Source organism: Streptomyces sp. NPDC048436 (assembly GCF_043200355.1).
GTDB lineage: Bacteria > Actinomycetota > Actinomycetes > Streptomycetales > Streptomycetaceae > Streptomyces.
Genome location: NZ_JBICXP010000012.1, coordinates 93402 through 115074, shown reverse-complemented (window position 1 = coordinate 115074; position 21673 = coordinate 93402). Strand labels below are relative to the sequence as shown.

Here is a 21673-nt window from a genome sequence, read left to right as displayed (position 1 = left end):
GGTTACCTTTTCGCAACTCTCAGTGACCACTTCGGTCACCCTGTGCGGCGAGCCCCCTCCCGGCGGTCCTGGAAGGCCCCCGGGCACCCAGGTGGGAGACCGGACCCAGGGCTCGCAACAGTACTCCATTCGGGCCACGCGGGTGGTCCGCCGCGCCGCTGAACTTCTCGCAGGGGACGGGAGTTGGCGCCCGGGGATACCCGGGCAGGGTGGTGCATGAGTGGCACACTTCACTGAATCTCCAGAAACGGAACTATCCACTTCACCCATACGTCCCTTTCTCGTGCAGTCAGCCGAGAAAGGGAGGCAAGGGTCTGAGATGGGTGAAAAGCCGGATTCGGGGGAGCCGAAGCAGAAGCGGCGCCTCGACCTGAGTGTGCCGCAGGTGGCGGGAAGCGCGGTGGCCGCGGTCGTGGCGGCCAAGCTCGCCTCGAGTTTCGGGGTCTACGGCACGATCCTCGGCGCCGGTGTGGTGAGCGCGGTCGCGACGTGCGGCGGCACGGTCTTCCAGCACTTCTTCAGTCGTACGGGTGAGCAGATACGCGACGTCGCGGTGCAGGCCAAGCCGCGGGCGCACCAGGTCCCCGTGACCGATGCCGCGGGCGTGCCGGTGGCGGAGACCTTCAGATCGGCGGCTTACACGGAGGTGGGGTCGGGCACGGGCGCGGAGCGCTTTACGGCGACGGGGCCCGTAAAGACCACCTGGGGGAGAACAGTTGACGCTGATCGCACGACAGTGCTGCCCGTGGCGGGCGCCGGTGCTGGTGCCGACGCCGATGCCGAGAAGACCCAGTTGCTCGGATCGGTCGACGCCACGCAGTTGATGCCGCGGGACGACGCGACGCGCGTGCTGCGGCAGACGTCCCCCGCTGTGCCGGTCGAATCGCCGCTCCCCTCGGACGAGTTCACGGACGGCACCACCCACCGCACGCAGGTCCGCAGCTGGAAGCGTCCGCTGATCGCCGCAGCGGTGGTCTTTGGCGTGGCCATGGCCGGGATCACGACGTACGAGATCGTCTCCGGCGAGGACTTCAGCGGGGGACACGGCACCACGATCAGCAACAGCTTCACGGGCCGGGACAGTTCCCCGAAGCAGCCCTCCACGCCCTCGACCGGCCCCTCCGATCAGCCGTCCGGCGGCGCTTCCACCGGCACGGGCGATGGTTCGCAGCAGGGTGGCGGCGCGTCGCAGGACCCGAACGGGTCGAACTCGCAGACGCCGGACAACGGCAGCGGCTCGGACTCCGATTCGAAGACGGATCCGGGCAAGGACAAGGGGTCGGACTCCGGCTCGGACTCGAAGGACGACGGTTCCAAGACGGACCCGACACCCACGCCCACGCCGACCCCGACACCGACGCCGACCCACACGGGCGACACCGGCAGCGGGGACGACGCACAGCAGGACGACACCCTTGCCCCGTAGGCGTACGGTTCAGTCGCCCAGGACGCGGCGCAGGTAGTCGTTGCCGAACAGACGGTCCGGGTCCAGGCGGTCGCGCAGGGCCGTGAACTCGCCGAAGCGCGGATAGGCCTGCGCGAAGTACTCGGCCCCGCGCGTGTGGATCTTGCCCCAGTGGGGCCGGCCCTCGTGCGCGGTGAAGATCCGCTCGGCGGCGGTGAAGTACGCCTGATAGGGCGTGCCCCGGTACATGTGTACGGCGATGTACGCGCTCTCCCGGCCCGAGGCCGTGGAGAGCGTGATGTCGTCAGCGGGCGCCGTGCGGACCTCCACGGGGAAGCTGATCCGCAGATCGGAACGCTCCACCATGGCCTTCAGTTCACGCAGCGTCTCGACCAGGGCCGCACGCGGGACGGCGTACTCCATCTCCATGAAGCGCACGCGGCGCGGGCTTGTGAAGACCTTGTAGGGGATGTCCGTGTAGGTCCGGGCGGAGAGCGCCTTGCTGGAGATCTTGGCGATGCCGGGGATGGTCGCGGGGACGGCTCTGCCGAGCGAGTTGACCACCTGGAAGAGGCCGTTGGAGAGAATTTCGTCCTCTACGAAGGCGCTGATTTTCCCGGGCGGGGCCGCGGGGCCCGCGCTGCGGTTGTTGCGCTTGGTGGTGCAGTTGCCGGTGTGCGGGAACCAGTAGAACTCGAAGTGCTCGTTCTCGGCGTAGAGCGCGTCGAACTCGCCGGTGACCTTGTCGAAGGTCATCGGTTCCTCGCGGGCGGTGAGGAAGAAGATCGGTTCGACGGCGAAGGTGATCGCGCTGATCACGCCGAGCGCGCCGAGGCCGATCCGGGCCGCGGCGAAGACCTCGGGATTCTCCTTCTCGGAGCAGGTGAGGACCCTGCCGTCCGCCGTGACCAGCTCAAGTGCCGTGATCTGTGCGGAGATGGACGCCGAGTCACGGCCCGTGCCGTGCGTTCCGGTGCTGATCGCGCCCGAGACCGTCTGCTCCATGATGTCGCCCATGTTCGTGAGCGAGAGGCCCTCGCGGGCGAGCGCCGCGTTCAGGCGCTTCAGCGGAGTCCCGGCCTCCACGGTGACCGTGCCGGCCTCGCGGTCGATCTTCCTGATGCCGGTGAGGAGTTCGGGGCGTATCAGGAGGCCGTCGGTGGCCGCCGCCGCCGTGAAGGAGTGGCCGGTGCCGACCGGCTTCACCCTCAGGCCGTCCTCCCTGGCCTGCCGCAGCGCGGCGGAGAGCTCGTCGACCGACGCGGGGGTGACCTCCCTGGCCGGGCGGGCGGTGACGTTGCCCGCCCAGTTACGCCATGCTGCCGCGCTCTTCCCGCTGCCCGTGCCCGTTGCCGTGCTCATGGGTCCCTCCCCGTTGCGGAACCGGCTTCTTCAGCCGGCGATACCCAAGGAACCCGACCGCCACCGCGGCGGCCCCGGAGAATCCGGGGACCGCGTACCCGGCGTCCGATCCGGCGGAGTCGATGACCCAGCCGGCCGCGGAGGAGCCGAGCGCGACGCCGACCGCGAGTCCGGTGCTCACCCAGGTCATGCCCTCGGTCAGCTTCGCGCGTGGTACGTGCTGTTCGACGAGGGCCATCGTCGTGATCATGGTCGGTGCTATGGAGAGGCCCGCGATGAACAACGCCACGGCCAGAAACGGCAGGTTCCCGACCAACTGAAGCGGGATCATACTCACGGCCATCGCACAGACACCCAGCAGCCACCTCGGGGCCGGAGCGCCCTTGAAGTGCATGAGACCGAAGGCCGCCCCCGCAACACAGGAGCCGAGCGCGTACACCGCGAGCACCAGACTCGCCGCGGCCTTGTGGCCGTGGTCCTCGGCGTACGCGACGGTCACCACGTCGATCGAGCCGAAGATCGCACCTGTCGCCACGAAGGTCGCGACCAGGACCTGCAGCCCTCCGGAGCGCAACGCCGAGCCCTTGGTGTGGTGTTCACGCCCCTGCGGCACCGGCTCGGTGGCGCGCTGGGCCGTCAGCCAGAAGACACCCACGGCCAGGAAGACCCCTGCCAGGAGCGGCCCGGCCTCGGGGAACCACGCCGTGGAGAGCCCGATCGAGATGATCGGTCCGAAGATGAAGCAGACCTCGTCCACCACGGACTCGAAGGAGTACGCGGTGTGCAGCTGGGGAGTGTCCCGGTAGAGGACCGCCCAGCGCGACCTGATCATCGAGCCCACGCTCGGCACACAGCCCACGAGGGCGGCGAAGACGAAGAGCGTGAAGTCCGGGAGCGCGAGCTTCGCGGAGAGCAGGAGACCGGCGACCGCGGTCAGGGACGCCAGGGTCGCGGGGCGCAGCACCCGGCGCTGGCCGTACCGGTCGACCAGGCGCGAGATCTGCGGGCCGATCGCCGCGGCGGACAGCGCGACGGTCGCGGAGAGCGCGCCCGCGAGTCCGTACCGCCCGGTGAGCTGGGACACCATCGTCACGATGCCGATGCCCATCATCGACAGCGGCATCCGGCCGAGGAAGCCGGCCGTGGAGAACCCCTTGGTGCCGGGGGCGGCGAAGATGGCGCGGTAGGGGCTCGGCACGTGGGACTCCGCTGAGGCGCCGGGGCGGTTCCGTGGGGACCCTGTACAGAGCTGCTCCGGTAAGGCGTAAAGGTGGTCGATACAGCTTACGGCTCCGACAGGGCCGAACGCACCGGGATTCTCCGGCTGTCAGTGGCGGGTGGCAGGATCGGATGCATGTCCGATGCGCTCGATGCCACTCCCTATGACGCCCTGCTGCTGCTCTCCTTCGGCGGCCCCGAAGGACCCGACGACGTAGTCCCGTTCCTGGAGAACGTGACGCGGGGCCGCGGCATCCCCAAGGAGCGGCTCAAGGAGGTGGGGCAGCATTACTTCCTGTTCGGCGGGGTCAGCCCGATCAACGACCAGAACCGCGCCCTGCTCGACGCCCTGCGCAAGGACTTCGCGGAGCACGGCCTGGACCTGCCGGTCTACTGGGGCAACCGCAATTGGGCGCCCTATCTGACCGACACCCTGCGCGAGCTCGTCCAGGACGGACACCGCCGGGTGCTGGTCCTCGCGACCAGCGCGTACGCCTCGTACTCGGGCTGCCGGCAGTACCGCGAGAACCTGGCGGACTCCCTCGCCGTGCTCGCGTCGGAGGGCCTGGAGCTGCCGCGCGTCGACAAGCTGCGGCATTACTTCAACCACCCCGGCTTCGTCCGCCCCATGATCGACGGCGTCCTTGAATCCCTGGCCGGCCTCCCCGAGGACGTCCGCGAAGGGGCGCACCTGGCCTTCACGACACACTCCATCCCGACCGCGGCAGCCGACACCTCGGGGCGCGTGGAGGACCACGGAGACGGCGGCGCGTACGTAGCCGAGCACCTGGACGTGGCACGGCTCATCGCCGACGCGGTGCGCGAGGAGACCGGCGTCGAGCACCCCTGGCAGCTCGTCTACCAGTCCCGCAGCGGCGCCCCGCACATCCCGTGGCTGGAGCCGGACATCTGTGACCACCTGGAGGAGCGGCACGCGGCCGGCGCGCCCGCGGTGGTCATGGTCCCGATCGGCTTCGTCTCGGACCACATGGAGGTCCTGTACGACCTCGACACCGAGGCCGAGGCGAAGGCCGCCGAACTGGGCCTGCCGGTCCGCCGCTCGGCCACGGTCGGCGCCGACCCGCGATTCGCCGCGGCGGTCCGGGACCTCGTCCTGGAGCGCGCCGCCACGGAGAACGGGCACAAGGTCGCGCCCTGCGCCCTGGGCACGCTCGGCGCGAGCCACGACCTGTGTCCGGTGGGCTGCTGCCCGGCCCGCGCCCCGAAGCCCGCTGCCGCGGGCGCCGACAGTCCGTACGTGTAACCCAGGCACCCCGCGCCCTCGCAGGCACCCCCGTAGGCACAAGGAGCTCCGTGACCGACCCCGCAGACCAGCAGCTGAAGGCCGAACTCCTCGGTGTCGCCCTGGAGGCCGCGCACCGCGCCGGGGTGTTCCTGCGCGAAGGCCGCCCGGACGACCTGGGGGTGGCCGCCACGAAGACGAGCGCCGTCGACGTGGTCACCGAGATGGACATCGCCTCGGAGAAGCTGATCACCGACTTCTTCGCCGAGCGCAGGCCGGACGACGGCGTGCTCGGCGAGGAAGGGGCGAGCTCCGAGGGCAGCAGCGGCATCCAGTGGGTGATCGACCCGATCGACGGCACCGTCAACTACCTCTACGGGCGCCCCGACTGGTCGGTGTCCATCGCGGCCCTCAAGGACGGCGAGACGCTCGTCGGAGTCGTGCACGCCCCGATGCGCGGCGAGACATACCGCGCGGTCCTCGGAGAGGGCGCCTTCGTCAACGACAAGCCCGCCCACACCCGCCCCGCGCCCCCGTTCGAACAGGCCCTCGTCGGCACAGGCTTCGGCTACGTCACCGAGCGCCGCGTCCGCCAGGCCGACGTGGCCCGGCAGCTGATCCCGCTGGTCCGGGACATCCGCAGGGGCGGCTCGGCGGCGATCGACCTGTGCGATGTGGCGCTCGGCCGCCTGGACGCGTACTACGAGCGTGGCCTCAACCCGTGGGACTTCGCGGCCGGTGACCTCATCGCCCGGGAGGCGGGCGCGCTGACCGGCGGGCGCCCCGGCCAGCCCCCCACGGGCGAGCTGACCATCGCGGCCCCGCCCGGCCTCTTCGAGGATCTGCAGGGCCGCCTGGAGGAGCTCGGCGCCTGGCACGACTGACGCACACAAGCGCTCGACCGGCGCACAGAAGGGCCCCGGCATCTCGTCCACAGATGCCGGGGCCCTTCCGTTCGCGTACTCGATCAGGCGTGCAGTACGCCGACCTCCACGCCGTGCTCGGCGGCCAGCCGGTGCAGGTCCTCCAGCTCGGCCTGCTCGACCTCGGCAAGGAAGTCGTCGCCCGTCTCACGGGCCATCGTGAGGTCGGACTCCGTGGCCTTTATGCGCTGCAGGAGTCCTGCGGTGAATGCGTCCATGGTTGCGCCCCCTCGGCTGGGTCGTGGGTCGATGGCACGGGGGTGTGCCCTCAAGAAGGGGCGATCACGTCTCGGGCCGCTCTGGAGAAAGCGTGTTGTGGCGCGCCACATACAAAGCGTGATCGCGGGGTGTGAGGTCGTCCTCCCCGGGCTCCCTTCCACGGAAACCTCAACCGCCCGAGGAAATCCCGCATTCCCGGGTCAGCACACCGTCTTACAGCCGGTTTATGACCGAAAGGGGCAGGATGGAGGCCACACCCCACGTACAGACCTGCCCTCAGGGGCACAGAGGAAGGACAGCGCCGTGCGCGTACTCGTCGTCGAGGACGAGCAACTGCTCGCCGATGCGGTGGCAACCGGACTTCGCCGGGAGGCCATGGCCGTCGACGTCGTGTACGACGGAGCGGCCGCCCTGGAACGCATCGGGGTCAATGACTACGACGTCGTGGTGCTCGACCGGGACCTCCCGCTCGTGCACGGGGACGACGTCTGCCGCAAGATCGTCGAGCTCGGCATGCCGACCCGCGTCCTGATGCTCACCGCGTCGGGCGACGTCAGCGACCGCGTCGAGGGCCTGGAGATCGGCGCCGACGACTATCTCCCCAAGCCTTTCGCGTTCAGCGAGCTCACGGCACGCGTGCGTGCCCTCGGGCGGCGTACGAGCGTCCCGCTGCCGCCCGTCCTGGAGCGCGCCGGGATCAAGCTCGACCCCAACCGCCGCGAGATCTTCCGCGACGGCAAGGAGATCCAGCTGGCGCCCAAGGAGTTCGCGGTCCTCGAAGTGCTGCTGCGCAGCGAGGGCGCCGTCGTCTCCGCCGAGCAGCTCCTGGAGAAGGCCTGGGACGAGAACACCGACCCGTTCACGAACGTGGTCAGGGTGACCGTCATGACCCTGCGGCGGAAGCTCGGCGAGCCCGCCGTCATCGTGACGGTGCCCGGCTCCGGCTACCGGATCTGATCCCCGGTGGCCGCGACCCCGGCGCCACCAGCGGCGCCGCCGAAGCCGACGTGGGACCCGAGGAAGGCCGAACCGCCCTTCCCGTGGCTGCGCCCCACGATCCGTATACGCCTCACCCTGCTCTACGGCGGGATGTTCCTGATCGCGGGCATCCTGCTGCTCTCGATCATCTATCTGCTGGCCGCGCAGGCCCTGAACGTGGGCAGCGACCTGCCGTTCAAGATCGTCTCGGGGCAGGTGGCAAGCGACACCTGCAACTTCCCGTCGTCGCCGTCCGCCGGTGAGCTCAACAACGCCATGAACGCCTGCGTCAACGAACAGCGCCAGCACGCCCTGGACAACCTCCTGAGCCGCTCGCTGCTCGCCCTGCTCGGGCTCGCCGTGATCGCCTTCGCCTTCGGGTACGCGATGGCGGGCCGCGTCCTGTCACCGCTCGGCCGCATCACGCGCACCGCGCGCAGGGTGGCCGGCACGGACCTGTCCCGGCGCATCGAACTCGACGGCCCCGACGACGAGTTGAAGGAGCTCTCGGACACCTTCGACGAGATGCTCGACCGCCTGGAGCGCGCCTTCACCGCTCAGCAGCGGTTCGTCGGGAACGCCTCGCACGAACTGCGCACACCGCTCGCGATCAACCGCACGCTCCTCGAGGTGCAGCTCTCCGACCCCGCGGCGCCCCCTGAGCTCCAGCAGCTCGGCAAGACGCTGCTGGCCACCAACGAGCGCAGTGAGCAGCTCGTGGAGGGCCTCCTGCTGCTCGCCCGCAGCGACAACCAGATCGTGGAGCGCAAACCCGTCGACCTCGCCGAGGTCGCCTCGCGCGCCATCGACCAGGTGCGCACCGAAGCCGACGCGAAGAGCGTCGAGATCCGCGGGGAGCGCGGCCCGGCCGTCGTCCAGGGCAACGGCGTCCTGCTGGAGCGCATCGCCCTGAACCTCGTACAGAACGCCGTTCGGTACAACGCCCCGCAGGACGGCTGGATCGAGGTCACCACCGAGGCCCAGCACGGCCAGGCGGTCCTCGTGGTGTCGAACACGGGTCCTGTGGTGCCGGCGTACGAGATCGACAACCTCTTCGAGCCGTTCAGGCGGCTGCGGACCGAGCGCACGGGCAGCGACAAGGGCGTGGGACTCGGCCTGTCGATCGCCCGGTCGGTGGCGCGGGCCCACGGGGGCCGTATCATCGCGGAGCCGCGCGAGGGGGGTGGGCTCGTGATGCGAGTCACCCTTCCCCTCTGAGATGCTGCCGCGGGCTCGCCGCGATGTTCGCTTTTAGCGGAATTTTCGGGACCTGATCCAGGAGATTTCGTGTGCGATCGATCACAGGGGCGAATTTTCGGCCATCTACTCTCTGTGATCGTGAAAGTCGTTGGAAAGCCGGGAAAATCCGGGTTTTCAGGGGTCTTGATCACGGGAAGTACACGGGGTGGCGCCCGTGGAGTGCGACATTCGGACCGTGTACGGTCCCGATCGCCATCCAAACCGATCACCTCCCAAGGGGTGCGGTTGGGTGTCGATTGAGTAACAGACCTTGATGTGAGGCAAAATCTCCGCCTCAGGTCGGGCACAAGTCCGGCCTCTCACGCGTTACGTGCGCTGAGACACCGCAGACACCCAGAGGGGGAGAGCGACATGGCAACGGACTACGACACCCCACGCAAGACCGACGATGACGTCAACGAGGACAGCATCGAGGAACTCAAGGCGCGGCGGAACGACAAGTCGACGTCGGCCGTAGACGTCGACGAGTTCGAGGCCGCCGAAGGCCTTGAGCTGCCCGGCGCGGACCTTTCGAACGAGGAGCTCGCCGTTCGGGTGCTCCCGAAGCAGCAGGACGAGTTCACCTGCATGAGCTGCTTCCTGGTGCACCACCGCAGCCAGCTGGCCAAGGAGAAGAACGGCCAGCCGATCTGCCGCGACTGCGACTAGGGCAGGGTCGGCCGTGACTGGCTCGACCCCGCCGAGGAAGCGCCGCTTCCGCAAGCGCGGAGCGGACCAAGAAAGCGCCACCCACGACGGCGTGCGTGACGACGAGCGGGGCTCTTCCCCCACAGGAACAGCCTCGCTCGGACCAGCGGACGCCCTTGAGGTGGCACACGAAGTGGCAGACGACGAGACGGCGGCCGACAAGGCGTCTTGGACCAGAGCGTCCAAGGGTCGCGTTGCCGCCGTCACGGACGGAGTCAAGGCGGGCGTGCGCAAAAGCGGACGCGGCGCCAAGGCCGGGATCGGCTATCTCGCCGACCGGGTCATCGAGAACGCCCCGCGGATCCCGGTCCGTGACCTGGGCACCCTCCGCAAGCAGTTCCCGGGCCTCGGCCCCGAGCAGCTCGCGGACAAACTCATCGCCGGCGCGGCCAACGCGACCTCCACGGTCGGGGCCGGTGTCGGCGCCGCCGCGATGATGCCGGTGCCGCCCGCGATGCCCGCGGAACTGGCCGCCGAGATCACCGGCGTCGCGGCCATAGAGCTCAAGCTGATCGCCGAACTCCACGAGGTCTACGGCCTGCGCCCGCCGGGCAATCTCAAGGAGCGCAGCACCGCCTACCTCACCGCGTGGACCGAGGAGCGCGGCATCGACGTGGTGAAGCCCGCCTCGATCAACGCGGCCCTCGGCGGTCAGATGAAGCGCGAGCTGCGCCAGCAGATCATGAAGCGCATGGTGCGCAACCTCCCGAACCTGATGCCCTTCATGGTGGGCGCCGCGGTCGGGGCGGTGATGAACCGCCGTGACACCAAGAAGCTCGCTGAGCGGGTCCGTGCGGACCTGCGGAGGGCGCAGGTGCCCTGGGATGCCCTGCCCGCGCTGCCGCCCCTTGAGCAGCCCCTCAAGCCTCTGGACCCCTTGCGCCCGGAAGGGCCGCCCAAGGAGCTGGGGCGCTGACCGGCCCGGCCCCGACTACGACGCCCGCACCGCCGTCAGCGCCGCGGCGAGCGCCTCGGGGTGCCGCGTCGACACGTACACGTACGGAGTCGGGTCCTGAGGATCCGTGATCTCTACGCGCAGCGCCGTGGGGATGTAGGCGCGCAGCAGCATGAAGGCGCGCGCGTCGGCCTTCTGGCCGCGCCAGGCACGCGCCTCCTCCGCGTCGAGCACCTCCGGCTCTCCCAGCGCGGAGACCGGGATCTTCGCGTCCCCCATGACGAGCGAGCCCGCCACCACGCGGATCCGGGGGGAGCCGTACGAACTGGTGACCACCGCGGCGACCGCCGTCCCGCCCACCAGGCCCCCCAGCAGCGGCAGGGTCCCGAAGGGGACCATGACCAGCGCCGCCGCGATGCCCACCAGGAGCGAGACAAACCACCAGGAACGGGGCGCCGTCAGGCGTTCTTCGTAAGGCTGCATGTTCCCAAGCTTGGCATGATGAGAAGAGGTGGTGGACTCGCGGGTAAGGTCTGCGGCTGTGAGTGGTACTTCTGCAGCTCTGACGCCCCCGGCCGACGCAATAGCGCCCGTCCGCCACCCCGACGCGCCCGCCCCCGGCGAGCTCATCGGAGCCCACTACGAGCACTGCTTCGGCTGTGGTGAGGGGCAGGCCCACGGGCTGCACCTCGCGACGCGTGCCGGTGAAGGTGTGGGCGTCACCGCGGAGTTCACGGTCCGGGAGGCCCACCAGGGCGCGCCGGGCCTCGCCCACGGCGGGGTGCTCGCCACGGCGCTCGACGAGACGCTCGGCTCGCTGAACTGGCTGCTGCGGGTGATCGCCGTGACCGGTCGGCTCGAGACCGACTTCGCGCGCCCCGTGCCGCTGGGCACCGTGCTCTTCCTTGAGGCCGAGGTCACCGCCGTCTCCGGGCGGAAGATCTACTCCCGGGCCACCGGGCGGATCGGCGGCCCCGACGGGCCTGTCGCCGTCCGTGCCGAGGCCCTCTTCATCGAGGTCAAGGTCGACCACTTCATCGACAACGGCCGCCCCGAGGAGATCCGGGCCGCCATGGACGACCCGGACCAGATCCGGCGCGCACGCGCTTTCGAGGTGAACCCGTGACCCCCGTATCCGTGACCCCCGTATCCCGCCCGGAACTCGACGTCCTGATCCGTCGCGTCGACCCCGAAGTGCCGCTGCCGTCGTACGCCAAGCCCGGCGACGCCGGAGCGGATCTGCGGACCACCGAAGCCTGTGAACTCGCGCCGGGTGAGCGCGTGGTGCTGCCGACCGGAGTGTCTGTCGCGCTGCCGGAGGGGTACGCGGCCTTCGTGCACCCGCGTTCCGGGCTCGCCGCCCGCTGCGGTGTCGCCCTGGTGAATGCCCCAGGGACGGTGGATGCCGGGTACCGTGGAGAGATCAAGGTGATCGTGGTGAATCTCGACCCGCGCGAGTCCGTGCGGTTCGAGCGCTTCGACCGGATTGCCCAACTGGTCGTCCAGCAGGTCGAGAAGGTGCGCTTCCGGGAGGTGGCGGAGCTTCCCGACTCGGCGCGGGCCGAGGGGGGCTTCGGGTCCACCGGCGGTCATGCCGCCGTGGGTGCCGGCTCGGGTGAACAAACGGGTGGGAATCGATACGCATCGGTCGTATCTGACCGGGAAGGACAGTGACGTGTTCGGACGTCGCAAGAAGGACAGTGCCGCCGAGGACGCGGCGGGCGAGGCCGAGCAGGTCGTCGAGGACCCTGACGGTGCCGACACCGACGACTCGGCCGCGGCTCCGTCGCGCGTGAGGCTCGAGCCCGAGCCCCGTCCCGACGGTCCCTGGGACGTCTCGGAAGTCCGCGAGCCCGGCGAGGGGCGCGTGGACCTGGGCGGCCTCTTCGTGCCCGGTGTCGAGGGCATGGAGCTGCGGGTGGAGGTCGCGGGTGACGCGATCGTCGCCGCGACCGTCGTGCTCCAGGACAGCGCCATCCAGCTGCAGGGCTTCGCCGCCCCCAAGAAGCAGGGCATCTGGGGCGAGGTCCGCGAGGAGATCGCCTCGGGCATCACCCAGCAGGGCGGTGTCATCGACGAGGTCGAGGGCCCCCTCGGCTGGGAGCTGCGCGCGCAGGTGCCGGTGCAGCTGCCGGACGGCACGGGCGGGGTGCAGGTCGTGCGCTTCATCGGCGTCGACGGACCGCGGTGGTTCCTGCGCGGGGTCATCTCCGGCCAGGGTGCGGTGCAGCCGCAGGCCGCGGGTCTTCTGGAGCAGATCTTCCGGGACACCGTCATCGTGCGCGGTGAGGGCCCGATGGCTCCCCGTGACCCGATCGTCCTGAAGCTGCCGGACGACGCCCAGATGGTCGCCGAAGGCACCGTCCAGCAGGAGCAGCAGGAAGGCTCCCGCTTCTCGGGCGGCATGGGCCAGCTCCAGCGGGGCCCCGAGATCACCGAGGTGCGCTGAGGCGCCACCAGTCGCAGGCCGATGGGCCGTACTCCCTGACGGGAGTGCGGCCCATCGGCTTTTTCATGGACTGGTATGGAACGGCGTATGAGATTCGTCAATGGATTGGCCCGGGCCGTAAGGGAGGCGTCAACGGCGGTCAATTCCGGCCATGGAGGGGGTTTGCTCAAGACGTCAGACCACCCGAATCTCATCTAGGAGCACACGATGGCCGACGTGGCCTTCGTCGTCACCACGATCGCCGTTTTCGCGTTGGTGGCACTTGTCGCCAAGGGGGTGGCGAAGCTGTGACTGCCGAGAACATTGTCGGCCTCGTCGTGGCCGTCTCCCTGCTGGGTTATCTCATTCTCGCTCTCGTGTTCCCGGAGAGGTTCTGAGTACGTGATAAGCCCTGTTCTTGCTGGTGTGCTCCAGCTGCTGGCGCTGATGGCGGCGCTGGCCCTCGCATACCGTCCCCTCGGCGACCACATGGCCAGGGTCTACTCCTCCGACAAGCATCTGCGGGTGGAGAAGTGGATCTACAAGGGCATTGGCGCCAACCCGAATGCCGAGATGCGCTGGCCCGCCTATCTGCGCGGGGTCCTGGCGTTCTCCGCGGTGAGCGTGCTCTTCCTCTATCTGCTGCAGCGGCTGCAGGGTTCGCTGCCCGGATCGCTGGGGTTCAGGTCGATCGATCCGGACCAGGCGTTCAACACCGCGGCCTCGTTCGTGGCGAACACCAACTGGCAGTCGTACTACGGCGAGCAGGCCATGGGCCACGTCGTGCAGACCGGCGGCCTCGCGGTACAGAACTTCGTCTCCGCGGCCGTCGGCATCGCCGTGGCCGTCGCGCTGGTGCGCGGGTTCGCCCGTTCCCGCACCGGCGAGTTGGGGAATTTCTGGGCGGACCTAGTACGCGGTGTCGTACGCATTCTCATTCCGGTCTCGGTGATCGGCGCCCTCATACTGGTCGCCTGTGGCGCGATCCAGAACTTCTCCGGCATCCATGAGGTCGGGCAGTTCATGGGCGGCACACAGGAATGGAACGGCGGGGCGGTGGCCTCGCAGGAGGTCATCAAGGAACTGGGGACGAATGGCGGCGGGTATTTCAACGCGAACTCCGCCCACCCCTTCGAGAATCCCAACGCCTTCTCCAACCTGTTCGAGGTATTTCTGATCCTGGTGATCCCGTTCGCGCTGACCCGCACCTTCGGTCGCATGGTGGGCAGCCTGCGGCAGGGATACGCGATCCTGGCGACGATGGTGACGATCTGGGTCGGATTCACCGCGCTGATGATGTGGACGGAGTTCCATCACGGCGGTCCCGCCTTCGACATCGCGGGTGGGGCGATGGAAGGCAAGGAGACGCGGTTCGGAATCGGCGGATCGGCGATCTTCTCGGTCGCCACGACGCTCACCTCGACCGGTGCCGTGAATTCCTTTCACTCCTCGAACACCGGTTTTGGCGGCGGCCTTGATCTGCTGGGAATGCAGCTCGGAGAAATCGCGCCGGGCGGCACCGGATCGGGTCTCTACGGCATGCTGATCATGGCGATCATCGCGGTGTTCATCGCGGGACTGATGGTGGGCCGTACGCCGGAGTACCTGGGCAAGAAGATCGGCACCCGCGAGATCAAGCTCGCGGCCTGCTACATCCTCATCACCCCCGCTCTCGTGCTCGGCTTCACGGCGGTGTCGATGGCACTGCCCACGCCCAAGGACTCGATGCTCAACTCCGGGGCGCACGGCTTCTCCGAGATCCTCTACGCCTACACATCGGGCGCGAACAACAACGGCTCGGCATTCGCGGGGCTGAGCGCGGACACGAACTGGTTCAACACCACGATCGGCCTCGCGATGCTCCTGGGCCGCTTCCTGCCGATGGTCTTCGTGCTGGCGCTGGCGGGTTCGCTGGCGGAGCAGAAGCCGATCCCGGCGACGGCGGGCACGCTGCGTACGGAGAAACCGCTGTTCACCGGGTTGCTGGTCGGCAGCATCATGATCATCACCGGTCTGACCTACTTCCCGGCGCTCGCGCTTGGGCCGCTGGCCGAGGGGCTTGCGTCATGACCACCGACATAGAGAAGCAAGAGGAGCCCGGCTCCATGTCCACCGTTACCCCCACTCCCACCCGCGCACCGCACCAGGACGTGACCGGCGGGCACAAGGACGACGGCCGGGTCGGCGGGGGCCTGTTCGACCCCAGGCAACTTCTCAAGTCCTTTCCGGACGCCGTGAAGAAGCTCGATCCGCGGGTGATGATCAAGTCTCCCGTGATGTTCGTGGTGCTCGTCGGCTCGGTGATCACCACGGTCCTGGCTCTCAAGGACCCGGGGGACTTGTTCGGCTGGGCCATCGCCGGCTGGCTGTGGCTGACGACGGTCTTCGCCAACCTGGCGGAGGCGGTGGCCGAGGGCCGCGGCAAGGCGCAGGCGGACACGCTGCGCAAGGCCAAGACCGACACGGTCGCGCGCCGGCTGAACGGCACGGCCGAGGAGCAGGTGCCCGGCACGGAGCTGCGCGTCGGCGACCTCGTGGTCTGCGAGGCGGGCGATGTGATCCCCGGGGACGGTGACGTCGTCGAGGGGGTCGCGAGCGTCGACGAGTCGGCGATCACCGGCGAATCGGCCCCGGTCATCCGGGAGTCGGGCGGCGACCGGTCCGCGGTCACGGGTGGCACGAAGGTGCTTTCCGACCGCGTCGTCATCAAGATCACGACGAAGCCGGGCGAGACGTTCATCGACCGGATGATCAACCTGGTCGAGGGCGCGGCCCGGCAGAAGACGCCCAACGAGATCGCCCTCAACATCCTGCTGGCGTCCCTCACCATCGTCTTCCTGCTCGCGGTCGTCACGCTCCAGCCGTTCGCCGTGTACGCCGGTGCCGAGCAGTCCATGATCGTGCTGGCCGCCCTCCTGGTGTGCCTGATTCCCACGACCATCGGCGCACTGCTCTCCGCGATCGGCATCGCGGGCATGGACCGCCTGGTCCAGCGCAACGTCCTCGCCATGTCGGGCCGGGCCGTCGAGGCCGCCGGTGATGTGTCCACGCTGCTCCTGGACAAGACCGGCACCATCACCCTCGGCAATCGTCAGGCCGCCGAGTTCGTGCCGGTGCGCGGGACGACCGAGGCCGAGCTCGCGGACGCCGCCCAGCTCTCGTCACTGGCCGACGAGACGCCGGAGGGCCGCTCCGTCGTCGTACTGGCGAAGGAGAAGTACGGGCTCCGCGAGCGCCACCAGGGGGAGTTGGCGGGGGCCGAGTGGGTCGCCTTCACGGCACAGACGCGCATGTCGGGCGTCGACCTCTTCGAAGGCGGTACCGGCCGCAAGGTCCGCAAGGGCGCCGCCGGTTCGGTCGTCGCCTGGGTCACCGAGCACGGCGGCACGGTCTCCAAGGACGCCCAGGAGCTGACCGACTCCATCGCCCAGGCCGGTGGCACACCGCTGCTCGTCGCCGCCGAGGACGGCAAGGGAGCGCGCGTACTCGGCGTCATCCACCTCAAGGACGTCGTCAAGGACGGCATGCGGGAGCGGTTCGACGAGCTGCGCCGGATGGGCATCAAGACGGTCATGATCACGGGTGACAACCCGCTGACCGCCAAGGCCATCGCGGACGAGGCGGGCGTGGACGACTTCCTCGCCGAGGCCACGCCCGAGGACAAGATGGCGCTGATCAAGCGCGAGCAGGCCGGTGGCAAGCTCGTCGCGATGACCGGTGACGGCACGAACGACGCGCCGGCCCTTGCCCAGGCCGACGTGGGCGTGGCGATGAACACCGGGACCTCGGCCGCCAAGGAGGCCGGGAACATGGTGGATCTGGACTCCAACCCCACCAAGCTCATCGAGATCGTCGAGATCGGCAAGCAACTCCTGATCACGCGGGGCGCGTTGACGACCTTCTCGATCGCCAACGACGTGGCGAAGTACTTCGCGATCATCCCCGCCATGTTCGCGGTGGTCTATCCGGGCCTCGACAAGCTCAACATCATGAACCTGTCGTCTCCGGAGTCGGCGATTCTGTCCGCCGTCGTCTTCAACGCGCTCATCATCATCGCCCTCGTGCCGCTGGCCCTGAAGGGCGTGCGCTACCGGCCGATGAGCGCCGACAGGATGCTGCGGCGCAACCTCGGGATCTACGGGCTCGGCGGTCTCATCGCCCCGTTCATCGGCATCAAGATCATCGATCTGGTCATCTCCCTCATCCCCGGGCTGTAATTTCTGGAAAGCGTGCTATTCGTCATGAACAACTCCGTTGTAAGTACGGCGCGGTTGCTGGGGGCGGGCCTGCGTGCCCTGCTCGTGCTGACCGTGATCTGCGGTGTCGTCTATCCGCTGGCCGTGACGGGCATCGCCCAGGGTCTGTTCGGCAACAAGGCCAACGGCTCCGAGATCAAGAGCGAGGGGAAGGTCGTCGGTTCCGAGCTCATCGGACAGAGGTACGACCTGCCCCTGAAGAAGGGCCAGGAGACGCCGGCGCCCGACCTGAAGTGGTTCCAGCCACGGCCGTCCAACGGCCTCGGTTCCAACCGGGACGCGGGTGTGAACACGCGGTACGACCTGATCCTGTCCGGGGCGACGAACCTGTCCGGCGACAACAAGGACCTCATCGCGAACGTCAGGGCCGCCAAGGCCGCCGTGGTCAAGGACAACTCCACGGCCGGCTTCAAGGTCAAGCCCTCGGAGGTACCGGCCGAGGCCGTCACCTCCTCGGGTTCGGGTCTGGACCCGCACATCTCCCCTCAGTACGCGGAGTTGCAGGCTCACCGGGTCGCGGAGAAGAACGGCCTGGACGTGAACAAGGTCGAGAAGCTGGTCGGCGCGCACACCGACGGGCGGATCCTCGGCTTCATGGGGGAGCCCCGCGTGAACGTCCTCCAGCTCAACGTCGCGCTGAAGGAGCTTGTGGCCGCCAAGGGCTGACGCCCGCCCGACCCGCCTGTGGCCCGCGGTGATCCGGTCCTGCCGACCGGAGCGTCGCGGGCCGCCTTCGCGTACGCAGGCAGGCCCTCGGTCCTCGTGTCTTGACGTGAGCATGGTCTGTACCTATGGTCTCGGCCCAACACGCGTATTCAGAAAGGTACTTGAAGTTCACATACGAGAATGGATGGCCTTCGCATGGCTGACACCCCCACACCCGTGCGCCACCGCCGCAGAACCCGCACGACAGTCCTCGCGACCATCGCCTCCGTGGTGACCGCCCTGGTCGCCGCCCTCATCGCCTGGCCCGGCGCCGAACGAGCCGAGGCCGCGCCCAGTGCCTTCGCGCACCCCGGAGTCACCGTCTCCCGCGGCCAGCTGGACTTCACCAGGGAGAAGGTCAACGCCGGCGCCCAGCCCTGGAAGGGCGCATACGACCAGATGATGGGGAGCAAGTACGCCTCCCTGTCGCGCACCCCCAAGCCCCGCGCGATCGTCGAGTGCGGCTCCTACTCGGACCCCGACTACGGCTGCACGGACGAGCGTGAGGACGCGACAGCCGCGTACACCACGGCACTCGCCTGGTACGTCACCCGCGACGACCGCTACGCCAAGAAGTCCATCGAGCTGATGGACGCCTGGTCGGCCACCATCAAGGACCACACCAACAGCAACGCTCCGCTGCAGACCGGCTGGGCGGGATCGTCCTGGCCGCGGGCGGCCGAGATCATCAAGTACACGTACAGCGGCGCCTGGAGCAACTCGGGGCGCTTCGCGACGATGCTGCGGAACGTCTATCTGCCGAAGGTCATCAACGGCTCCAACTCCAACGGCAACTGGGAGCTTTCGATGATGGAGGCCGCCGTCGGCATCTCCGTCTTCCTGGAGGACAAGGCGTCGTACGACAAGGCGATGGCGAAGTTCCGCACGCGCACCGCCGCCTACGTCTACCTCGCCTCCGACGGCGCGCTGCCCAAGACGGTGCCGAGCCAGAACCTCGACACCCGCGAGAAGATCGTCAAGTACTGGCAGGGCCAGGGCACCTTCACCACCGGGCTCACCCAGGAGACCTGCCGCGACTTCACCCACACCGGATACGGACTCTCCGCGATCTCCCATGTCGCTGAGACCAGCCGCATCCAGGGCGAGGACCTCTACAGGACCGACGTCGGCGAGCGGCTGCGCCAGGGCCTCGGCTTCCACGCCAAGTACGAACTGGGTGAGGCACCGCCGAGCTCGCTCTGTGGCGGCTCCGTCGACCGGGGTCTCGGGCCGGTCACCGAGGTCGGCTACAACGCGCTCCACAACCGGCTCGGGCACGCCATGAGCAACACCCAGAAGCTCACCGAGCAGCAGCGCCCGGCGGGCTCCAACAACCTCTTCGTCGCCTGGGAGACCCTGACGCACGCGCAGAACCCGAGCTGAGTCGCTCCGGAACCCGCCACATCAGGGTTACGTCAAGGAGCACCCTCCCGTGCCCCATTGTCTGATTCGCGGCAATTGTTGGCCGTAAGGTCGACACTGCGTACAGAGCAGTTTCGGGAAGACAATGGGGCCATGGCACGCGGCAAGCTTCGGATATACCTCGGTTCGGCACCGGGCGTCGGCAAGACGTACGCCATGCTCTCCGAGGCGCACCGCCGCATCGAGCGCGGCACCGACTGCGTCGTCGCCTTCGTGGAGCACCACGACAGGCAGCGCACCGAGGTGATGCTGCACGGCCTGGAGCAGGTGCCCCGCAAGGACCTGGAGTACCGCGGCACCCTCTTCACCGAGATGGACGTGGACGCCGTACTGGAACGGGCGCCCGCCGTCGCCCTCGTGGACGAGCTGGCGCACACCAACGTCCCCGGCTCGCGCAACGCCAAGCGTTGGCAGGACGTCGAGGAGCTCCTCTCCGCGGGCATCGACGTCGTGTCGACCGTGAACATCCAGCACCTGGAGTCGCTCGGCGACGTCGTCGAGTCGATCACCGGCGTACGCCAGCGCGAGACGCTGCCGGACGAGGTGGTGCGCAGGGCCGACCAGATCGAGCTGGTCGACATGTCGCCACAGGCGCTGCGCCGCCGGATGGCACACGGCAACATCTACAAGTCCGACAAGGTCGACGCGGCCCTGTCCAACTACTTCCGGCCCGGCAACCTCACCGCCCTGCGCGAGCTCGCGCTGCTCTGGGTCGCCGACCGGGTCGACGAATACCTCCAGCAGTACCGCGGCGAGCACGGCATCCGCTCCACCTGGCAGGCCCGCGAGCGCATCGTCGTCGGCCTCACCGGCGGCCCCGAAGGCCGCACGCTGATCCGCCGTGCGTCGCGGATGGCCGCCAAGGGCTCCGGCAGCGAGATCCTCGCCGTCTACATCGCCCGCAGTGACGGCCTGACCGCGGCCTCGCCCAAGGAACTCGCGGTGCAGCGCACCCTCGTCGAGGACCTGGGCGGCACCTTCCACCACGTCATAGGCGACGACATACCGGCCGCGCTGCTGGACTTCGCCCGCGGTGTCAACGCCACCCAGATCGTTCTCGGCTCCTCGCGCCGCAAGGCCTGGCAGTACATCTTCGGGCCCGGCGTCGGGGCGACCGTGGCCCGCGAATCGGGTCCCGACCTGGACGTCCACATCGTCACGCACGGCGAGGTCGCCAAGGGGCGCGGCCTGCCCGTCGCGCGCGGGGCACGCCTTGGGCGGTCCCGGATCATCTGGGGCTGGCTGGTCGGGGTCGGCGGCCCAGCGCTCCTCACGCTGCTGCTCACCCATGTCGACGCACAGCTCGGCCTCGCCAACGACATGCTGCTCTTCCTGACACTGACGGTCGCCGCGGCACTCCTCGGCGGGCTCCTTCCGGCCCTCGCATCGGCCGCGTTCGGTTCGCTGCTCCTGAACTACTACTTCACGCCGCCGCTGCACCTGTGGACGATCTCCGACTCCAAGAACATCGTCGCCATCATCGTCTTCGTCAGCGTCGCGATCTCCGTCGCCTCCGTCGTGGACCTCGCCGCCCGCCGTACGCATCAGGCGGCCCGGCTGCGCGCGGAGTCGGAAATACTCTCGTTCCTTGCGGGCAGCGTGTTGCGCGGTGAGACGAGTCTTGACGCTCTCCTGGAGCGGGTGCGCGAGACCTTCGCCATGGAGTCCGTGGCCCTCCTCGAACGGGAGAGCGATGTCGCGCCCTGGACCTGCGCGGGCAGCGTGGGCCCCCGGCCGCTCGGCCGCCCCGAGGACGCGGACGTCGACATGCCGGTCGGCGACCACATGGCGCTCGCCCTGTCCGGCCGTGTCCTGCCCGCCGCGGACCGGCGCGTGCTCGCCGCGTTCGCCGCGCAGGCCGCCGTCGTCCTTGACCGCCAGCGCCTGAAGTCCGAGGCTGACCAGGCCCGCACCCTCGCCGAGGGCAACCGCATCCGCACGGCGCTGCTCGCCGCCGTCAGCCATGACCTGCGTACGCCCCTCGCGGGCATCAAGGCCGCTGTCTCCTCGCTGCGCTCCGACGACGTGTCCTGGTCCGAGGAGGACCAGGCCGAGCTCCTCAAGGGCATCGAGGACGGCGCCGACCGCCTGGACCACCTGGTCGGCAACCTCCTGGACATGTCACGCCTGCAGACCGGTACCGTCACCCCGCTGATCCGCGCGATCGACCTCGACGAGGTCGTCCCGATGGCGCTCGGCGGTGTCCCCGACGGCAGCGCGGAGCTCGACATCCCCGAGACGCTGCCCATGGTCTCCGTCGACAAGGGCCTCCTGGAGCGCGCGGTCGCCAACATCGTCGAGAACGCGGTCAAGTACAGCCTCGACGCCGAACCCGTCCTGGTGGCCGCGAGCACGCTAGGCGACCGCGTCGAACTGCGCGTCGTGGACCGCGGCCCCGGCGTCCCGGACGGAGCCAAGGACCGCATCTTCGAGCCCTTTCAGCGCTACGGTGACGCTCCGCGCGGCGCCGGCGTCGGTCTGGGCCTCGCGGTCGCCCGCGGTTTCGTCGAGGCCATGGGCGGCACGCTCGAAGCCGAGGACACCCCGGGCGGCGGCCTCACCATGGTCCTCACCCTGCGGGCGGCGGCGGGCGGACCTGCGGCCCTGCCGGACCTCTCCGCCCACATGACCTCATGACCGCCACCATCGACAAGATCCACGAGCCCGAAAGG

General features: G+C 69.1%; 20 protein-coding genes. 16 read left to right on the top strand and 4 right to left on the bottom strand.

Annotated features, from left to right (window positions below):
• The first annotated feature begins 319 nt into the window (after positions 1 to 319).
• Positions 320 to 1426 carry a hypothetical protein gene (locus tag ACGFX9_RS31945; RefSeq protein WP_393480846.1) on the top strand — a complete coding sequence of 369 codons (1107 nt, stop codon included), beginning with the start codon at positions 320 to 322 and terminating at the stop codon, positions 1424 to 1426.
• Positions 1427 to 1435: 9 nt separating this feature from the next.
• Here ACGFX9_RS31945 and ACGFX9_RS31940 read toward each other — a convergent pair whose 3' ends face one another.
• Together ACGFX9_RS31940 and ACGFX9_RS31935 are read right to left on the bottom strand one after the other, a co-directional pair.
• A complete protein-coding gene (locus tag ACGFX9_RS31940; protein ID WP_393480841.1) occupies positions 1436 to 2767 on the bottom strand; it encodes a D-arabinono-1,4-lactone oxidase in 1332 nt (443 codons plus the stop codon).
• Entirely contained in the window at positions 2715 to 3965 is a 1251-nt protein-coding gene (locus ACGFX9_RS31935) for an MFS transporter (protein ID WP_393480837.1), read from the bottom strand. Before ACGFX9_RS31935 ends, ACGFX9_RS31940 begins: the two co-directional genes overlap by 53 nt.
• Before the next feature lie 156 nt (positions 3966 to 4121).
• On the opposite strand from ACGFX9_RS31935, the gene ACGFX9_RS31930 reads away from it, so the two are divergent.
• On the top strand, positions 4122 to 5249 hold the full coding sequence (locus ACGFX9_RS31930; protein ID WP_393480832.1) for a ferrochelatase: 1128 nt from the start codon (positions 4122 to 4124) through the stop codon (positions 5247 to 5249).
• A gap of 50 nt (positions 5250 to 5299) precedes the next feature.
• Complete coding sequence (locus ACGFX9_RS31925) at positions 5300 to 6112, top strand: inositol monophosphatase family protein (protein ID WP_393480827.1); 813 nt, start codon at positions 5300 to 5302, stop codon at positions 6110 to 6112.
• Between the two features lie 83 nt (positions 6113 to 6195).
• Here the strand turns inward: ACGFX9_RS31925 and ACGFX9_RS31920 are convergent, their stop codons facing one another.
• The gene (locus ACGFX9_RS31920; RefSeq protein WP_190082458.1) at positions 6196 to 6369 is read right to left on the bottom strand and encodes a hypothetical protein; all 174 of its coding nucleotides are present in this window, start codon (positions 6367 to 6369) and stop codon (positions 6196 to 6198) included.
• Positions 6370 to 6673: 304 nt separating this feature from the next.
• Between ACGFX9_RS31920 and ACGFX9_RS31915 the strand changes: the two genes are divergently transcribed.
• The 4 genes from ACGFX9_RS31915 to ACGFX9_RS31900 all read left to right on the top strand — a co-directional run bounded on the left by ACGFX9_RS31915 (position 6674) and on the right by ACGFX9_RS31900 (position 10211).
• Positions 6674 to 7327, top strand: coding sequence for a response regulator transcription factor (locus ACGFX9_RS31915; RefSeq protein WP_135331070.1), 654 nt, complete (start codon positions 6674 to 6676; stop codon positions 7325 to 7327).
• Positions 7328 to 7333: 6 nt separating this feature from the next.
• Positions 7334 to 8566, top strand: a complete 1233-nt coding sequence (locus tag ACGFX9_RS31910) for a sensor histidine kinase (protein ID WP_393480822.1) — start codon at positions 7334 to 7336, stop codon at positions 8564 to 8566.
• Positions 8567 to 8959: 393 nt separating this feature from the next.
• Complete coding sequence (locus ACGFX9_RS31905) at positions 8960 to 9256, top strand: DUF4193 domain-containing protein (protein ID WP_055563079.1); 297 nt, start codon at positions 8960 to 8962, stop codon at positions 9254 to 9256.
• Between the two features lie 13 nt (positions 9257 to 9269).
• The gene (locus tag ACGFX9_RS31900; RefSeq protein WP_393480818.1) at positions 9270 to 10211 is read left to right on the top strand and encodes a hypothetical protein; all 942 of its coding nucleotides are present in this window, start codon (positions 9270 to 9272) and stop codon (positions 10209 to 10211) included.
• Between the two features lie 15 nt (positions 10212 to 10226).
• Here the strand turns inward: ACGFX9_RS31900 and ACGFX9_RS31895 are convergent, their stop codons facing one another.
• On the bottom strand, positions 10227 to 10673 hold the full coding sequence (locus tag ACGFX9_RS31895) for a DUF3093 domain-containing protein (protein ID WP_393480814.1): 447 nt from the start codon (positions 10671 to 10673) through the stop codon (positions 10227 to 10229).
• Positions 10674 to 10731: 58 nt separating this feature from the next.
• Here ACGFX9_RS31895 and ACGFX9_RS31890 point away from each other — a divergent pair, with 58 nt between their 5' ends.
• The 9 genes from ACGFX9_RS31890 (at position 10732) to ACGFX9_RS31850 (ending at position 21638) form a co-directional block, all read left to right on the top strand.
• Positions 10732 to 11316, top strand: coding sequence for a PaaI family thioesterase (locus tag ACGFX9_RS31890; protein WP_393480809.1), 585 nt, complete (start codon positions 10732 to 10734; stop codon positions 11314 to 11316).
• Positions 11313 to 11864: a dUTP diphosphatase gene (gene dut / locus ACGFX9_RS31885; protein ID WP_393480805.1), complete on the top strand. Its 552-nt coding sequence runs from the start codon at positions 11313 to 11315 to the stop codon at positions 11862 to 11864. The genes ACGFX9_RS31890 and dut overlap by 4 nt, the downstream gene beginning before the upstream one ends.
• A gap of 1 nt (position 11865) precedes the next feature.
• A complete protein-coding gene (locus tag ACGFX9_RS31880) occupies positions 11866 to 12639 on the top strand; it encodes a DUF3710 domain-containing protein (RefSeq protein ID WP_393480801.1) in 774 nt (257 codons plus the stop codon).
• Between the two features lie 287 nt (positions 12640 to 12926).
• Positions 12927 to 13016: a K(+)-transporting ATPase subunit F gene (kdpF, locus tag ACGFX9_RS31875; RefSeq protein WP_190127323.1), complete on the top strand. Its 90-nt coding sequence runs from the start codon at positions 12927 to 12929 to the stop codon at positions 13014 to 13016.
• Positions 13017 to 13023: 7 nt separating this feature from the next.
• The gene (gene kdpA, locus ACGFX9_RS31870) at positions 13024 to 14688 is read left to right on the top strand and encodes a potassium-transporting ATPase subunit KdpA (protein ID WP_393481337.1); all 1665 of its coding nucleotides are present in this window, start codon (positions 13024 to 13026) and stop codon (positions 14686 to 14688) included.
• Complete coding sequence (kdpB, locus tag ACGFX9_RS31865) at positions 14685 to 16835, top strand: potassium-transporting ATPase subunit KdpB (protein ID WP_393480797.1); 2151 nt, start codon at positions 14685 to 14687, stop codon at positions 16833 to 16835. Before kdpA ends, kdpB begins: the two co-directional genes overlap by 4 nt.
• 24 nt (positions 16836 to 16859) lie before the next feature.
• Positions 16860 to 17540 (top strand): potassium-transporting ATPase subunit C, encoded by a 681-nt coding sequence (locus tag ACGFX9_RS31860; RefSeq protein WP_393480793.1) that lies wholly within the window; start codon positions 16860 to 16862, stop codon positions 17538 to 17540.
• A gap of 195 nt (positions 17541 to 17735) precedes the next feature.
• Positions 17736 to 18962 (top strand): alginate lyase family protein, encoded by a 1227-nt coding sequence (locus ACGFX9_RS31855; protein ID WP_393480790.1) that lies wholly within the window; start codon positions 17736 to 17738, stop codon positions 18960 to 18962.
• A gap of 132 nt (positions 18963 to 19094) precedes the next feature.
• A complete protein-coding gene (locus ACGFX9_RS31850) occupies positions 19095 to 21638 on the top strand; it encodes an ATP-binding protein (RefSeq protein WP_393480787.1) in 2544 nt (847 codons plus the stop codon).
• The last annotated feature ends 35 nt before the right edge of the window (positions 21639 to 21673 follow it).

What these genes read in the sequence shown, in the direction of transcription:
- ACGFX9_RS31930 (WP_393480832.1), top strand. Translation starts at nt 4,122, where the DNA reads ATGTCCGATGCGCTCGATGCCACTCCCTATGACGCCCTGCTGCTGCTC.
- ACGFX9_RS31895 (WP_393480814.1), bottom strand. Translation starts at nt 10,673, where the DNA reads ATGCAGCCTTACGAAGAACGCCTGACGGCGCCCCGTTCCTGGTGGTTT.
- ACGFX9_RS31855 (WP_393480790.1), top strand. Translation starts at nt 17,736, where the DNA reads ATGGCTGACACCCCCACACCCGTGCGCCACCGCCGCAGAACCCGCACG.
- ACGFX9_RS31920 (WP_190082458.1), bottom strand. Translation starts at nt 6,369, where the DNA reads ATGGACGCATTCACCGCAGGACTCCTGCAGCGCATAAAGGCCACGGAG.
- ACGFX9_RS31905 (WP_055563079.1), top strand. Translation starts at nt 8,960, where the DNA reads ATGGCAACGGACTACGACACCCCACGCAAGACCGACGATGACGTCAAC.
- ACGFX9_RS31940 (WP_393480841.1), bottom strand. Translation starts at nt 2,767, where the DNA reads ATGAGCACGGCAACGGGCACGGGCAGCGGGAAGAGCGCGGCAGCATGG.
- ACGFX9_RS31945 (WP_393480846.1), top strand. Translation starts at nt 320, where the DNA reads ATGGGTGAAAAGCCGGATTCGGGGGAGCCGAAGCAGAAGCGGCGCCTC.
- ACGFX9_RS31850 (WP_393480787.1), top strand. Translation starts at nt 19,095, where the DNA reads ATGGCACGCGGCAAGCTTCGGATATACCTCGGTTCGGCACCGGGCGTC.
- kdpB (WP_393480797.1), top strand. Translation starts at nt 14,685, where the DNA reads ATGACCACCGACATAGAGAAGCAAGAGGAGCCCGGCTCCATGTCCACC.
- ACGFX9_RS31860 (WP_393480793.1), top strand. Translation starts at nt 16,860, where the DNA reads ATGAACAACTCCGTTGTAAGTACGGCGCGGTTGCTGGGGGCGGGCCTG.